14 protein-coding genes are annotated in these 15,353 nt (G+C 65.3%); 5 read left to right on the top strand and 9 right to left on the bottom strand.

From position 1 onward, the window contains the following. Positions 1–226 precede the first annotated feature (226 nt). Both OKW35_RS21555 and OKW35_RS21550 read left to right on the top strand, forming a co-directional pair. The gene (locus tag OKW35_RS21555; protein ID WP_429553090.1) at positions 227–850 is read left to right on the top strand and encodes a methylated-DNA--[protein]-cysteine S-methyltransferase; all 624 of its coding nucleotides are present in this window, start codon (positions 227–229) and stop codon (positions 848–850) included. A gap of 134 nt (positions 851–984) precedes the next feature. Then, on the top strand, positions 985–1,290 hold the full coding sequence (locus OKW35_RS21550) for a panthothenate synthetase (RefSeq protein WP_090807469.1): 306 nt from the start codon (positions 985–987) through the stop codon (positions 1,288–1,290). Positions 1,291–1,298: 8 nt separating this feature from the next. On the opposite strand, the gene OKW35_RS21545 is transcribed toward OKW35_RS21550, so the two are convergent. The 4 genes from OKW35_RS21545 to OKW35_RS21530 form a co-directional block, all read right to left on the bottom strand. Beyond that, complete coding sequence (locus OKW35_RS21545; RefSeq protein ID WP_429404273.1) at positions 1,299–2,540, bottom strand: Zn-dependent hydrolase; 1,242 nt, start codon at positions 2,538–2,540, stop codon at positions 1,299–1,301. Continuing rightward, on the bottom strand, positions 2,534–2,863 hold the full coding sequence (locus tag OKW35_RS21540) for a hypothetical protein (protein WP_429553089.1): 330 nt from the start codon (positions 2,861–2,863) through the stop codon (positions 2,534–2,536). The genes OKW35_RS21545 and OKW35_RS21540 overlap by 7 nt, the downstream gene beginning before the upstream one ends. Positions 2,864–2,929: 66 nt before the next feature. Then, positions 2,930–3,637, bottom strand: coding sequence for a dienelactone hydrolase family protein (locus tag OKW35_RS21535; RefSeq protein WP_429352997.1), 708 nt, complete (start codon positions 3,635–3,637; stop codon positions 2,930–2,932). Positions 3,638–3,864: 227 nt separating this feature from the next. Continuing rightward, positions 3,865–5,037: a porin gene (locus OKW35_RS21530; protein WP_429404269.1), complete on the bottom strand. Its 1,173-nt coding sequence runs from the start codon at positions 5,035–5,037 to the stop codon at positions 3,865–3,867. 368 nt (positions 5,038–5,405) lie between these two features. Here OKW35_RS21530 and OKW35_RS21525 point away from each other — a divergent pair, with 368 nt between their 5' ends. Further along, on the top strand, positions 5,406–6,914 hold the full coding sequence (locus OKW35_RS21525) for an MFS transporter (protein ID WP_184061681.1): 1,509 nt from the start codon (positions 5,406–5,408) through the stop codon (positions 6,912–6,914). Between the two features lie 136 nt (positions 6,915–7,050). Here OKW35_RS21525 and gudD read toward each other — a convergent pair whose 3' ends face one another. Together gudD and OKW35_RS21515 are read right to left on the bottom strand one after the other, a co-directional pair. Further along, positions 7,051–8,400 (bottom strand): glucarate dehydratase, encoded by a 1,350-nt coding sequence (gene gudD, locus OKW35_RS21520; RefSeq protein ID WP_429553088.1) that lies wholly within the window; start codon positions 8,398–8,400, stop codon positions 7,051–7,053. A 130-nt stretch (positions 8,401–8,530) separates the two neighbouring features. Beyond that, positions 8,531–9,862 carry an MFS transporter gene (locus tag OKW35_RS21515; RefSeq protein ID WP_184061649.1) on the bottom strand — a complete coding sequence of 444 codons (1,332 nt, stop codon included), beginning with the start codon at positions 9,860–9,862 and terminating at the stop codon, positions 8,531–8,533. Positions 9,863–10,280: 418 nt separating this feature from the next. On the opposite strand from OKW35_RS21515, the gene OKW35_RS21510 reads away from it, so the two are divergent. After that, positions 10,281–10,991 (top strand): FadR/GntR family transcriptional regulator, encoded by a 711-nt coding sequence (locus OKW35_RS21510; RefSeq protein ID WP_429553087.1) that lies wholly within the window; start codon positions 10,281–10,283, stop codon positions 10,989–10,991. Positions 10,992–11,046: 55 nt separating this feature from the next. On the opposite strand, the gene OKW35_RS21505 is transcribed toward OKW35_RS21510, so the two are convergent. From OKW35_RS21505 to OKW35_RS21495, 3 genes are read right to left on the bottom strand one after another with little or no spacing between them, the layout of a single operon-like run. Next, on the bottom strand, positions 11,047–11,352 hold the full coding sequence (locus OKW35_RS21505) for an AtuA-related protein (RefSeq protein ID WP_184061648.1): 306 nt from the start codon (positions 11,350–11,352) through the stop codon (positions 11,047–11,049). A 1-nt stretch (position 11,353) separates the two neighbouring features. Further along, positions 11,354–12,712 carry an acyclic terpene utilization AtuA family protein gene (locus OKW35_RS21500; protein WP_429352994.1) on the bottom strand — a complete coding sequence of 453 codons (1,359 nt, stop codon included), beginning with the start codon at positions 12,710–12,712 and terminating at the stop codon, positions 11,354–11,356. Between the two features lie 25 nt (positions 12,713–12,737). Next, complete coding sequence (locus OKW35_RS21495) at positions 12,738–14,042, bottom strand: CitMHS family transporter (RefSeq protein ID WP_187610564.1); 1,305 nt, start codon at positions 14,040–14,042, stop codon at positions 12,738–12,740. Positions 14,043–14,140: 98 nt separating this feature from the next. Here OKW35_RS21495 and OKW35_RS21490 point away from each other — a divergent pair, with 98 nt between their 5' ends. Then, complete coding sequence (locus OKW35_RS21490; RefSeq protein WP_429553086.1) at positions 14,141–15,037, top strand: LysR family transcriptional regulator; 897 nt, start codon at positions 14,141–14,143, stop codon at positions 15,035–15,037. Positions 15,038–15,353: the final 316 nt, after the last annotated feature.

The raw sequence follows: 15,353 nt of genomic DNA, 5'->3' as shown, positions 1-15,353 counted from the left end.
GGTCATCTGGGGTTCTCTGCGGTACAGTGATGCGAGCGTCGCGGGGGTCACGGCCGTCGCGGCCATGTCGAATGCGAATGAGACAGCAATATCTGGAGCGCGTTCGGGCCACGCAAGCGACACACTATCGGATAACGGCGCAGCCTTCATGCAGTTTTGCGCGTCCGGTCGTCGAAACGCCGCCTCGCAAGTCCTTGCGCCGCCACCCTGTCAGGAGCCTGAGAAAGTGACGTATGCATACAAGTTGATCGATTCGCCGGTCGGTCAGTTGAAGCTGGTGGCGAAAGGCGAATGCCTCGCCGCGATTCTGTGGGAGCACGACAAGCCTGACCGCGTGCGACTCGGCGAGATGAGCGAAGCGAACGAGCTAGCGGTGCTCGTCGAGACCGCGCGGCAATTGCACGAGTACTTCGCGGGCACGCGCCAGGCCTTCGATCTGCCGCTCGAGTTCCACGGCACCGAGTTCCAGAAGCAGGTCTGGCGCGCGCTGCTGACCATTCCGTTCGGCCAGACGCGCAGCTACTCGGAGATCGCGCAGCAGATCGGCAACCTCAATGCGGTGCGCGCGGTGGGCGCGGCAAACGGCCGGAATCCGATCTCGATCGTCGCGCCGTGTCATCGCGTGATCGGCGCGTCGGGCGAGCTGACGGGATTCGCCGGCGGCCTCGCCAACAAGATGCTGCTGCTTTCGCTGGAGGCGGGGCAGACCTCGCTCGAAGCAGCGGCGGACCACGCGCAAAGGCAGGCGCCTGAGCGGGGAGCGGCGCAAGCGGTCAAGGACGATGCGCCCGCGAAACCGGCGCATCGTCAGCCGAGCCGGGGAACGCAGGGTTCGCTGTTCGGCAGCTAAAGCAGCGCACACCCGGCACGATGCGCCACCCACCGGCCGTAATCGCCGATGCTTCGTCCGCGATCAGCACCATCGCCCGCGCATGCAACACCTATCCTTAAGATGCCCTTTGGGGCATCGATCAGGAGGATGACATGCGCATGCTTCTCAACATACAAATACCGAACGAACCGTTCAGCACACTCGTGCGCGAAGGCCGAATCGGCGACCTGATGAGAAAGATCCTCGAGGACATGAAACCAGAAGCCATCTACTTCACCGAGCAGCAGGGCAAACGCGGCGCGGTGGCGGTCGTCGAGGTCGCCGATGCATCGGCGATCCCCGCGCTTGCCGAACCGTGGTTCCTGACGCTCGACGCCGACTGCGAGCTGCGCATCGCGATGCTGCCCGAGGATCTGATGAAAGCCGGGCTCGACGCGCTCGGCGACAAGTGGAAGTAGCGCGGCCCTCAGGAATGCCCAGCCGCTAGCTGCAGCAGCATCGAAGCCGCGGCCGTCGCCGCGACCTGGCAGCCGAGCACGATATGCGCCTCGGCCGTGTCCTCGATAAAGTCGTGACTCACGCCGCCGATGCTCGGCACGAACATCATGCACGCCGGCATGCAACGCGCGATCACCTGCGCGTCGTGCGCGGCGCCGCTCGGCATGCGCAGCCACTGGCCCGGCGCGAGTGCTTCGGCGGCTCGCGCGATGTGCTCCGCGAGCGTGGCGTCCATGCTGACGGGTTCGATCGGCTCGTCGAGCGTCTGCAATTCGACGCTCACCGCGTCGTGCGCGTTGAAATCGCGCACCAGTTCCGCGAGCGCGCGTTCCATGGCCTGAAGCCGTGCGGGGTTCGCATCGCGGAATTGCAGGTACATGTCGGCCGCGCCGGGCACGACGCTCATCGAGCCCGGATCGAGATCGATGCGGCCCACGGTCCAGACGGTATCCGCGTCCGCCAGCTGCCCGAACGCGTCGTTCATCCGCGCGATGAACGCGACGAGCGCCGCGCCCGCGTCGCGGCGGATCGCCATTGGCGTCGTGCCCGCGTGATTGCGCTGACCCGTGAAGCGCAGCCGCGATTCGCGCAGCCCGACGATCGTCGTGACGACGCCGATCGCTTTGCCGATCGCTTCGAGACGTCCGCCCTGCTCGATATGCGGCTCCAGATACGCGACCTGGCGCCCTGCCTCGAAACGCGCACGCGGCCGGCCCGCCAGTCCAGCGGCCTCGAGTACGTCGGCGAGGCGTTCGCCCTGCCGATTCGTCGCGCCGCGAATCGAATCGTCGACCACCTCGCCGACGAAGCTGCGGCTGCCGAGCAGGCCCGAGAACGTGCCCTCCTCGTCGATCCACGACGCGACGTCGACGGCGAGGTGCCGCGTCGCGTCATGCTCCGCTAGCGCGCGGGCGATTTCGAGCCCGTACATCACGCCCATTGCGCCATCGAGCCAGCCGCCGGTCGGCTGCGTGTCGGTATGCGAGCCGATCACGAGCGCGGGCCCGCTATTGCGCGAGCGTCCGAACACGGTGCCCACACCGTCGATGCGGGCGTCGAGCCCCGCCTCCGTCATCCGGCCGACCAGCCATTCGCGCGCCGCCAGATCGACCGGCGACAGCGCGAGCCGGACCACGCCGGGACCGGTCGCGCCGAAACCGCGCAGCCGTTTGAGGTCGGCCATCAGTCGGTCAGGATCGATCTTCACCACGTTGTCATCTCCATGAATTGATTGCGGATACACGCATGAAGCCCACCCTCCGGCTCGAACAATCGATACAGCGTGGGCCGCGACAGCGGCGACATGGCCAGCACGCTGTCGACCGTCAGATCAGGTTGGCCGAGATTTGCGTCGATATAGCGGCGCGCTGCCGTGGACATCGCGGTGCGTGCCACCGCCCGCGCACTGCCGGTCAAGCCTGTTTCCTTGCCGAACGCCGCCGCCATCAACAGCGCGCAAGTGTGGAGCGCTTCCTGAGCCGTGGGCGCGTCCATCGTGGGCAGCGTGCGGCACAGTTCGGACGGCCGTATCAAGAAAGCGCCAAGACCGCGGGCACTCTCACGAAGCGGACGAGCCGTCCGCTTCCGCCATTCACCAACTCATTTCCACAGCGTGCGGCCAAAGAACGTCAACGTACGATCCCACGCCTGTTGCGCCCAGACCGGGTCGTATTGCGTCCTCGCGATGCGGCCCGACCCGACCGCCGTTTCGTTCGCGAACGCGTGACGCGCCAGATAGCGATGAAACTCGACGTCGACTTTCGCGTCGGTGAGTTTCTTTTCGAGCGCGTCGACGGTGTCGGCGGCGAAGAACTCGTCCTGCAGACCCCAGTGGCCCATCACCGGAACCTTGATCTTCGACGCGTCGATATAGTCGAGCGGCGGGAAGCCATACCAGACGACGCCGGCCGCCACTTCAGGCACGTTGCACAGCGCGAGGAACGTCAGCGCGCCGCCCATGCAGTAGCCGGTCAAGCCAACCTTCGCCGCGTGCTGCTGCAGATACTGGACCGCGCCGCGCACGTCCTGCGTTGCGGCATCGCCGAAATCGAGGCCGCTCATCAAGTGGTGCGCCTCATCCTCTTCGACCGTCGACTTGCCGCGATACAGATCGGGCACCAGCGCGAAGTAGCCGGCTTTGGCGAGGCGATCGGCGACGCCGCGAATCTGGTCGTTCAAGCCCCACCATTCCTGGATCACGACGACCGCGGGCGCACCCGCGGCTTTTTCAGGCTTCGCGAGATAGCCCTGTAGCTGCTTGCCGTCGGGACGGTTGAACGTGATCATCGAACCTGCGTGTTGGGTCATCGGTCGCTCCTCGAGTAGACGAAACCGCTAGCATAGCGCCGCTACCCCGTTTTCTGTTCAATCGGAATCGTGCCGACGCGCGAGCGTGATCCCGCGGAATCTGCGCGTTATGTGAAACGCGACGCAGAAATCAGGCCCGCGCGACATGTGATTTCGCGCACGCATTCAAGCGCTTTTATCCATTGGGTGAATGACTCGACTGAAAGCTAGACGTATTGCGATGCGCGCTAGAACCGCTCGATCACACCGAATTGGACGCCCGCGACCGGCGCGCCCGGATAGGCAACGGGCAGCCCGGTCACGTTGACGCCGCGCAGCGTGAAGCGCGAGTCGTCGTGATTCGCGAGATAGGCGGCGCTGAAATACAGCAGCAGCGTCGGCGACATGCTGTATTCGAATGCCGCGCTGAACTGGTCCGCGCTGCCGCCAGGCGTCGTGTAGTCGCGCACGTGCGCATAGCCGAGCGAGGCACGCGCATTGGTCGAAAAACTGTACTGCGCCGACAGCGAGCCGCCCGCGCCGTGATAGACCGGCGTGCCGCCATCGCCGTTGAAAAAGGACAGCCACACGCGCAGCTTGCCGAAGGCGTAGTTCGCGCCGCCGAGGTTGGCGCGCAGCGCGCCGGCACCGTGCGTCTGCTGGCGCGCGTACAGCAGATGCAGGTGGTCGAGCCGATACGACGCGCTCACGTAATAACCGTCGATGCCGTTGCCGTCGGCCTCGGACGGATCGCGCATCGCCATCATCAGCGTCGCACTGAGGCCGGCGATGCGCGGCGATAGATACGCAACCGCGTTGTTCGCATACGGCGTGATCTTCGACAGATTGTTGAGCCCCGAGGCGATCGTGCCGGCACCGAACGCGTCGAGATCGCCCTTGAACGGGATATATATCGGCGAATACTGACGGCCGACGCGCAGTTCGCCCCAGCTGCCGCTCGCGCCGATCCATGCCTGACGATTGAAGATCGAGCCGGGCACCTGCAAGCTGCCGTCGGTCGAGCTGAAGCCGTTTTCGAGCGTGAACACGATCGCGTTGCCGCCCCCGAGCGGCTGCGCGCCATGCAGCCCGACCCGCGAGCCGCGATACGCGCCGGAGTCCATGCGCGCGACCCAGCCCGAACCGGGGTCGGTGATTTCGACGCTCGTATCGATCACGCCATACAGCGAGACGAAGCCGGTGTCGATTCCTGAGGCGGCGCCGGTGCCGGTATCGATGTCGGTGACGGCGGCTGCGCCGTGCGCATAGAGCAGAAGCGCGCCACCTCCCCAAGCCGCTCTCACGCCGACGCTGATCGTCAAGGCTTCGCGGACTGTGTTCAGCAGGCAAGCCATGGCGTGACGCAGGATGAGTTCCTCCTCGAACACATCGATCGGATATTCCGCGAGCGAACTTACCACGTTCGGGCGAACCCGTGCGCACCGTCCAGTACGCTCGCGCACATCCCTACGATGCAAGCGCGCGCCAGCGTCCGCGACTGGAGGACGGCGATGCAGGAGTCGCCGCGGCCCGTGTGCGGCGCCGTGCCCGGGGCACCACCTTTTCCCGCGCCGTGTGGTATTTCGCGCGACGAATTCTTTTGACCAGGGGAAACCCGTATAATCCTCAAGACGTCAGACAACCTGCGTACAATCGCCGGCAGCCTGACCGCGATCCGCCGTGCAGCGTCCACCCCGAACCGCCTTCTGCCCGATCCGTGAATTCCACCGCCCCCGCCAGTTCCGCCGCCGCCGCCCCCGCCCTGCCGTTTCGCCACGCGCTTTACGCGATGCTCGGCATCGGCCTCGTCAACATGCTGGTCGCGCTCGACCAGACCGTCGTCAGCACCGCGCTGCCGTCGATCGTCGCCGAGCTGCACGGCTTCGAATATTTTGCGTGGATCGCAAGCGCGTACCTGCTCGCCTCGGTCGTCACGGTGCCGGTGTTCGGGCGGCTCGGCGACTACTTCGGCCGCAAGCGCTTCGTGATCGCCGCGGTGATCACGTTCACGGTCGCGTCCGTGTTGTGCGGCCTCGCCAACAGCATGCTGTTTCTCGCGATCGCGCGCGGACTGCAAGGCGTTGGCGGCGGCATGATGGTCGGCACCGCGTTCGCGTCGATTCCCGATCTGTTCCCCGACCCGCGCACCCGCGTGCGCTGGCAGGTCGTGCTGGCCGCGGCCTACGGCATCGGCACGGCGGCCGGCCCGTCGCTCGGCGGCTGGATGAGCGAGCACCTCGGCTGGCGCTCGACGTTTCTCGTCAATCTGCCGGTGGGCGCGGCGGCGCTCTATTTCATCTGGATGCATCTGCCGAATTTCCGGCGGCCGCATGACGGCGAAGTAAAGATCGACTGGCTCGGCGCGGGGCTCGTCGCGGGCGTGCTCGGCGGCTTGCAGGCGTTTATCGAAGCGGTGCCGAAGCACGGCCTCACCGTGGGCAATCTCGTGCTCGGCGCGTGCGTGATCGCCGGCGCGATCGCACTCTTCAGGTGCGAAAAGCGCGCCACGCATCCGATCGTTCCGCTCGATCTGTTCAAGGACGCGCAGCTCGTCACGCTATTCACGCTCGGCATGCTGTCCGGGTTCGTGATGTTCTCGCTGATCTTCTTCGCGCCTTTGCTGCTGCAAGGCGGCTTCGGTCTTTCGCCGCAGCAGGCCGGCCTGCTCGCGACGCCGATCGCCGCGTGCATCGCGCTCGGTAGTGTGGTGAACACGCGCATCGTGATTCACATGAAGAAGCCCACGCGCATTCTGACGATCGGTTTCGCGCTGCTGATGTTCGCGTCGATCGCGCTCGCGTTCGCCAATCCGGACACGCCGCACTGGCGCATCGTGCTGCCGATGGGCGCGGTCGGCATCGGCCTCGGCTTCATCCTGAACAACCTGAACGTGTTCGGCCAGGAGATCGCCGGACGCGAGCGCTTCGGCATCACGACCGCGCTATTGCAATCGACGCGCATGGTCGGCGGCATGCTCGGCACCAGCATCGTCGCGACTGTCGTGCAGCATCACTATCGCAATGTCGTCACGCGCACGATGAGCGTGCTCGGAGAGCCGGCCTCATCGCAATGGCGGCCGCGTTTCGTCGATCTGCGCATCCTGATCGACGACGCGTCGCGCACACAGCTGATTGCGGATATGAAGAAGTCGGGACTCGATACGCTCGCGCTGATCGATAGCGCACGCGACGCGCTCGTGCAGTCGATTCATATCGGTGTGTGGCTGACGGCGGTGGCATCGCTCGCGGCCGCGCTGCTGGTGCAGCGGATTTCGCATGTGGTGTTTCGCAAGAGCTGACAAGTGGCCCGATGATGGCCGCCGACATCCGCGGTGCGGCTATCTCGCACCGTGCAATGCAAAAGGAAACAAAAAAGCCTGGTGAACCGCATCTTTCGTGCGGCCCGCCAGGCTTTTTGATTGAGTTAAATCGTCCTTAACGCACGAGACACGGCCGCTTGTTGTCGAACTTCCAGTTCGGAATCAGATATTGCATGGCAATGCCGTCGTCGCGCGCGCCGAGGCCGTGCTGCTGATACAGCTCGTGCGCCTTCTCGAGCGCATCCATATCGAGTTCGATGCCAAGCCCCGACTTCTGCGGCACCTTGACCTTACCGCCGACGATCTGCAGCGGATCTTGCGTCAGGAACTGACCATCCTGCCAGATCCAGTGCGTATCGATCGCGGTGATCTTGCCCGGCGCCGCGGCCGCGACGTGCGTGAACATCGCGAGCGAAATGTCGAAGTGGTTGTTCGAATGCGAACCCCACGTGAGGCCCCAGTCGTTGCACATCTGCGCGACGCGCACCGAGCCCTGCATGGTCCAGAAATGCGGATCGGCGAGCGGAATGTCGACCGATTGCAGCTGGATGGCGTGACCCATCTGACGCCAGTCGGTCGCGATCATGTTGGTCGCCGTCGGCAGGCCGGTTGCGCGGCGGAACTCGGCCATCACTTCGCGGCCCGAATAGCCGTTCTCCGCGCCGCATGGATCTTCCGCGTAGGCGAGAACATCGTGCTTGTCACGGCACAGGCGCACCGCTTCCGCGAGCGACCATGCGCCGTTCGGGTCGAGCGTCACGCGCGCTTCGGGGAAGCGCTCGGCGAGAGCCGTGACCGCCTCGATCTCGGCGTCGCCTGGCAGCACGCCGCCCTTCAGCTTGAAGTCGTTGAAGCCATAGCGCGCCTTCGCGGCCTCGGCAAGACGCACGACCGTCTCCGGCGTCAGCGCTTCCTCGGTGCGCACGCGCTCCCAGTCGTCACGCGCGCCGGCGTTGTTCGCGTACGGCAGATCGGTCTTGTTGCGATCGCCGATATAGAACAGGTAACCGAGCATTTCCACTTCGTCGCGCTGCTGGCCTTCGCCGAGCAGTGCCGCGACCGGCACGCCGAGATGCTGCCCGAGCAGGTCGAGCAGCGCGGCTTCGAGCGCGGTCACCGCGTGAATTGTCGTGCGCAGGTCGAAGGTCTGCAGGCCACGCCCCCCAGCGTCGCGATCGGCGAACTGCGTGCGCACCTTGTTCAGAATCGCCTGCAGATTGCCGATCGACTGACCGACCACGAACGGCCGCGCGTCGTCGATCGTCTTGCGGATGTTCTCGCCGCCCGGCACTTCGCCCACGCCGGTATGGCCCGCGCTGTCGCGCAGAATCACGATGTTGCGCGTGAAGAACGGACCATGCGCGCCGCTCAGATTCATCAGCATGCTGTCGCGACCGGCGACGGGCACGACGCGCAGTTCGGTGACGACCGGCGTGGCGTTCGATTCGGTAGGTTTGGTGGACATGGGAAAAGCACCTGTGTGATGAAGTAGGCCGGCCGGCGGAAGCCGCCGCGCGCTGCGTGCGTGTTCGACCGGACCGGATGAGAACTCGAATACAGAAAAATCGACGGCCGCACGCGAGCCGTCAGTGTAGTCAATGCGTGTTGCCGCGCAACGAATCGGGCAACGGCTCGCGATTGCCGGGCTTGTTGCGCGTCAGGAAGCCGGCCGCCGCCGCGAGCAGCGACGCGACGCCGAGACCGTACAACCCGCCCGTGATCGAGCCCGTGTGTTGCTGCAGATAGCCGAAGGTGGCCGGCGCGAAGAAGCCGCCGAGGTTGCCGAGCGAATTGATCAGCGCGAGCACGCCGGCGGCGACGCGCGCATCGAGGTAGCCCTGCGGAATCGGCCAGAACAGCGACGACGCGGCCTTGAAGCCGATCGCCGAGAAGCAGATCGCGACGAACGAGAACACCGGGTTGCCCGACGTCGACGCGAACAGACCGACTGCCGCGATGACGAGCGCGACCGCGAGCCAGCCCTGCTGATGTCGCCACTTCGCCGATACGACCGCGAAGCCGTACATCGCGACCATCGAGATCAGCCACGGAATCGCGTTGAACATGCCGACCTCGAAGTCGGAAAGGCCGCCCATCTTGCGGATGATGGTCGGCAGCCAGAAAGTGGCCGCGTAGATGGTCAGCTGGATCGCGAAGTACAGGAAGCAGAACAGCGCGATTTGCGGGTCCTTCAGCAGCTTCACCGTCGGCAGATGCGCGCCGCCTTGCGCTTCGCGCTCGCCCTGTTCGGCCGCGATCGATTGTTCGAGCACACGCTGTTCTTCGGCCGTGAGCCAATGCGCGTCGCGGATGCGCGACTTCAACAGCAACCAGCTGACGACGCACAGCGCGATCGAGAACGCGCCTTCGATCAGGAACATCCACTGCCAGCCTTGCAGACCGAGGCCGCGAATCGACAGCAGCGAGCCGGTGATGGGACCGGACAGCACCGACGCGAGCGCCGAGCCCGACAGAAAAATCGCCATCGCCTTGCCGCGTTCCTTTTGCGGCAGCCACTGCGTGAAGTAAAAGACGACGCCGGGAAAGAAGCCCGCCTCGGCGACGCCGAGCAGGAACCGCAGCACGTAAAACGACGTGTCGTTCCAGACGAACGCCATCGCGCCCGCCACCAGCCCCCACGTGCCCATGATGCGCGTGAGCCAGGCGCGCGCGCCGAACTTCTGCATCAGCACGTTCGACGGCACTTCGAACAGCGCGTAGCCGATGAAGAACAGCCCGCTGCCGAGCCCGTAGGCGGCCGCGCCGATGCCGAGATCGGCCTTCATGTGCGCGTTGACGAAGCCGATGTTCACGCGGTCGATATAGTTCGCGATGAACATGATCAGGAAAAGCGGCAACACGTTGCGCTTCACCTTCGCGACCGCCGATTCCAGCGGGTCGAGCGCGGTGGTCAGAACTGATGTCAAGTTGTGTCTCCTTGTCGGCCACAAGGCCTGGTGGAACGCAGCGCGGCGCACCCGGTGGGTGCAAGACCCTGCTCTACGCCCGATATGTTGTCTGACGACAGTCTACCGCGTTACTTTTGTCAAATCCAGTGGGGTGTTTACCCTGTGGTTCCAGAGTGAGTGCCTTGAAATGACGGCAGATTCAAAGGTTCATAGCCCTGTTGACTAACCCGGAATCCGCCTCGAACTAGGACGTCTGATGTCTCCAATTGACAGACTGTCGTCAGCAGCCCATGCGTTTGCGCAAATGTCCGCCTCATCCCCGCCCCCAACCGCGCATCCGCACGCAAAAAATAGCCCGCGCCGATGCCGCCGAACGCGGCAGAATCGAGTACAGTCCTGTGCGATACTTTGCAGGATCAGTCAACCAGCCACAAAAATGAGCAGCCTAACTGAAAAGGTGGTGGCCACCCTTTCCGATGAGATTCGCCGCGGGACGCTGAGGCCAGGCGACCGCATCCCCACCGAAGTCGCGATGATGAAGCAGCTGTCCGTGAGCCGCTCCGTGGTCCGCGAGGCGATTTCGCGTCTGCAGGCAGAGAGGATCGTCGAGACGCGCCATGGCATTGGCACGTTCGTGCTCGCGCCCGCCGCCGAAAAGCCGATGCAGCTTCCCGCCGCCGATCTCACCAGCATGCTCGACGTGATGGCGATCATCGAGTTCCGGATCGACGTCGAAGCGGCCGCGGCCGCGCTCGCGGCATCGCGGCGCACCGAGCAGAACCTGAAGCAGATCCGCACTGCGCTCGATCGATTCGAGTCGGAGCTCGAGCGCGGCAGCACCGACACGCTCGCACACGACATCGAGTTCCATTTGCAGATCGCGCGCGCGAGCGGCAACCGCTATTTCTTCGACGTGCTGAGCCAGCTCGGCCGCTCGGTCAGCCCGCGCACCCGGCTCGGTTCGGCCGAGATCGCGGAGCTAGACCATATCGAGGTGTTGCGCAGCGTGCTCGGCGAGCATCTGATGATCTATCGCGCGATCGAGCGTCAGGATGCCGACGACGCGCGCGCCGCAATGCGCATGCATCTGAGCAACAGCCGCGAGCGACTGCGCCGCGCGCATGACCTGACGAAGGCTGGCGTGTGATCACATGCGGGGCTGAGCGGCCGCCCCGCAACACGACACGCCGCCGGCAATGTCCTCACTGCCCCACGTCGAGATCCATTAACGCCGAGCTCAGCGATTTGCCATGCGCGTCGAGCGCGAGCGAACGCGTAACGCCGCCGCCGAGCGCGTCGCCGAGCACGAAGTTGAATGCGGCAAGGCCCGGCAACTCATGGCGCACCACCTCGCCGCGCACCACATCGCGCAGATGCGTCTTGACGCGCTCGGGCGTCAGCACATCGCGCAACCGCTCGTAATGCAGCGCGTCGTAGCAGATCACCGAGATATTGAGCGTATTGCCCTTGTCGCCGGTGCGCGAGTGGGCCAGTTCCCGTAGTTTCATCTCAAGCCTCCATCAGCGAGAAAGCCGGCGCCGCATACTCGCGCGGCAGCAGCACCGATTGCACCGCGACCACCTCGCGCGCCGCCTTCGTCACGCCGCCGCCGCCCGCCGGTCCGTTCGTGTACAGCGTCTCGACCTCGTTGCCGATGCGCAGCGCCTGCGCGAGCGACGCCGTGCGTCCCGCCACCCGGGCGCGCACTTCGTACGGCTCGCCATGACCGGCCGCCACCGCGTCACCATGCAGTGCGTTCACGCCGATCAGATCGAAGCGCAACTCGCGCGTCTGCACGCCGGTCAGCGCGAGACGTTCGCGCACGATATCGAGCGCGAGCCGCGCCCGCGCGAGCGCGCCGGGTCCGCCGTACGAAATCTGCCCCTCGCCGATATAGCCGTCGAAATACGCAACCGACACTTTCAGCGTCGCGGTGCGCTCCGTGCCGCCACCGCCGGTGACGCGCACACGGTCCACGGCTTCCTGCTCGACGCGCACCTGCGAGAAATCGGCGACCACGTCGGGCTGCAGATAACGACGCGGATCGTGGATCTCGTAGAGCAACTGCTCCTTGCAGGTCGCCTCGGTCACGAGCCCGCCACTTTGCGCGAGCTTCGTGATCACCACTGAACCGTCCCGCGCAACTTCGGCGATCGGAAAGCCGAGCCGTGCGAGATTCGGCACGTCCTTGAAACCGGGGTCCGCGAAATAGCCGCCGGTGATCTGCCCCGCGCATTCGAGCAGATGGCCGATTACCGTCGCCTGGCCGAGCATCGGCCAGTCGTCCATACGCCAGCCGAATTCGTGGATCAGCGGCGCGACGAACAGCGACGGATCGGCGACGCGCCCGGTCAGCACGATCTGCGCGCCGGCCGAGAGCGCCTCGACGATGCCGCTCGCGCCGAGGTACGCATTGGCCGATATCAGCCGGTCCGCGTACGCGGCCACCGCCTCGCCCGATTCGACGAAATGGAAGTCGCCCGCGCGCACGACGTCGAGCACGTCGTCGCCGGTGACTGCGGCAATCCTCAGGCCGCCGAGACCCAACTCGCGCGCGATCTGCGCGGTCCGGCGCGCTGCCGCGAGCGGATTGGCCGCGCCCATGTTCGACACGATACGCACGCCGTTGCGCGCCGCGACGGGCAGCACCGCGCGCATGCGCGCTTCGAGCAGCGGGTCGTAGCCGAGCTCCGGGTCCTTGCTGCGCGCCTGCTGCGCGATTGCGATCGTGCGTTCGGCGAGGCATTCGAACACGAGATAGTCGAGCTGGCCGTGTTCCGCGAGTTCGAGCGCGGGTTCGATGCGGTCGCCCGAATAGCCCGCGCCCGCGCCGATGCGCACGACGCGTCGAGGTTCAGTGGCTGTCATGGTGCTCCCGTTCCTTCAGTGAAGCTCACAGTGGAAAGATCCCGAGCACGACGCACGCGATCGTCATCACGACCGACGCGCCGAACAGCAGGGGAAACGTAAATCGTTGATGATCGGCCAGATCGATACCGCACAGCCCGACCACGAGGAACGTCGCGGGCGTGAGCGGACTGACCGGAAAACCGGTGGTCATCTGTCCAAGCAACGCGGCCTGACCGACGTGCACCGCGGGCACCCCGAGCTGGCCGGCCACTTCCGCGATCACCGGCAGTACACCGAAATAAAACGAATCGGGATCGAACAGCATGCTGAGCGGCATCGACAGCAGGCCGAGCACGATCGGAATATGACTCGCCATCGCCGGCGGCACGAAGCCGACGGCCGCCTGCGCCATCGCCTTCAGCATGCCGCTGCCCTGCATCACGCCGGTGAACACGCCGGCCGCGAGCAGGATGCCGGCCATCATCAGCGCGGCGCGCGCATGCGCGTCGATCCGTTTGCGCTGCATGTCCACATTCGGATAGTTGACCATCAATGCGATGCACAGGCCCACCATGAACATGATCGCCGGCGGAATCTTCTCGCCCATCACGACCATCGTGCCGAGCACGACGAGCGTCAGCACGATGTTGAACCAGAAGTTTCGCGGGCGGCGCAGCGCCTGTTGTTCCGGCGTCAGTTCGCGTTGGGGCATCGGCACGGAACCGCTCGCAGCGTTGAGACCGAGTCGCTTTTCCTCGCGCCGCCCGAGCCAGTACGCCATCGAGAACACAAATACGAGGCCGATCGCCTGCACCGGAATAAGCGGATTGAACAACGCCGAGATCGGCAGATGCAGCGACGCGGACGCGCGAATCATCGGCCCCGTCCATGGCAGGAAATTGATGCCGGCCGCCATCGATACCGCCGCGGCGAGCACGCGCCGGTCCATCTTCAGGCGGTCGTAGAGCGGCAGCATCGCCGGAATGGTGACGAGGAAGCAGACGGCGCCGGAGCCGTCGAGGTGGATCAGCAGCGCGAGCAGCGTGGTGCCCATCACGATGCGCGTGGGCCGTGTGCCGACCGCGCGCAGGATGCGCTCGATGATCGGGTCGAGCGTACCGGCGTCGGTGATCGTGCCGAAGTACAGGATCGCGAAGACGAACATGCAGACGACGGGCGCGAGGCTCTTGAGGCCATCGACGACGAACTTGCTCGTCTGCAAGCCGAAGCCGCCGAGCAGCGAGGCCGCGAGCGGCACGATGATCAGCGCGACGAGCGGCGACATGCGTTTGGACAGGATCGCGCCGAGCAGCACGACGATGGTAGCCAGCCCCAGCAATGGCAGCATGAGCTTGTCTCCAGGTTGTTTTTTAGTGTGATCGAGCGTAAGTTCGGGGCAGCAATAATGCAATTGAAATGAATTGATTGCAGCAATCACAAATCATCATGGATCTGAATCTCCGGGACATCCGCGCGTTTATCGCGGTCGCGCAAACGGGCAGCTTCACGCGTGCGGCCGCGCGGCTGCATCTGTCGCAACCGGCGTTGACGGTGCAGATTCGCCGGCTCGAGGAAACGGTCGGGCTGCGCCTGTTCGATCGCAACAGCCGCAACGTCGCCCTGACGCCGACCGGCCGCGAGCTGCTGCCCGTGCTGCAGAAATCGCTGCACGACATGGAGCACGTGCTGCTCGACGCGCGCGCGCTCGGCGAAGGCGGGAGCGGCACGGTGCGCATCGCGTGTCTGCCGACCTTCGCGGCGAGCGTGCTGCCCGAACTCGTGCAGGCGCTGAGAAAAGCCGTGCCGCGCGTCGGCTTCGAGGTGCGCGATGTCGTCGCGAGCATGGTCAACACGTTGGTGCGCAACGAGGAAGTCGATATCGGACTGACGGGCGGCGAGCTGAACGACAGCGGGCTCGAGGTACTGCATGCGGGCATCGACCGGCTCGTCGCCGTGCTGCCGAAGCAGCACGCGCTCGCGCGGCGGCGCCGGCCCGTCACGCTCGCCGATCTCGCCTGCGAGCCGCTCGTGCTGACCGCGCAGGGCACGAGCGTGCGAGCGGTCGTCGACAGCGCATTCGCCGACGCGCAATGTGAGCCGCGCATCGCCTGCGAACCGACCTACATGATGAGCGCGGTCGCGATGGCGCGCGCCGGGCTCGGCATCACGATCCTGCCGGCGTCGGCGCGCGAGGTGCGCGCGGAGCCCGAGCTGGTCGCGCGACCGATCGACGACGCCGCGTTCACGCGGCGCATTGCGCTGATCAAAAAGCGCGGCCGAACCTTGCCGCCGGTGACCGAGACCTTCGTCGCGATGCTGATCGAACGGCTCGGCGCGTCATAGGGTCGCACAGCGTCGTTTTGCGCGTCGCGCGCAGCCCCTAATTTTCACGATACGAAACGATGCCGCGCGTCGTAAAAAATCATGTTGCGGGGCACAAAGCGGCCATTTCACGATGCCCGGCGGCGTTGCACATCGCAAAACGGATCGCACAAGCCTTTGTTTTTACAAGCATATTTTTAATATAAAGACCGGTTCGACGCCCAATTGCCCGCCGATTCGCTGACGTAGACTCTTTCACAAGAGCACGCGCTTCACGCAGTCGGATTCGAGGGGTCTCACGACACGGCCACCCAAATCCCGCAGATTGCGAAGAAGC

This window comes from Paraburkholderia sp. MM5477-R1, assembly GCF_050436385.1.
Lineage (GTDB): Bacteria > Pseudomonadota > Gammaproteobacteria > Burkholderiales > Burkholderiaceae > Paraburkholderia > Paraburkholderia tuberum.
This window is presented reverse-complemented; position numbering and strand designations above follow the sequence as displayed.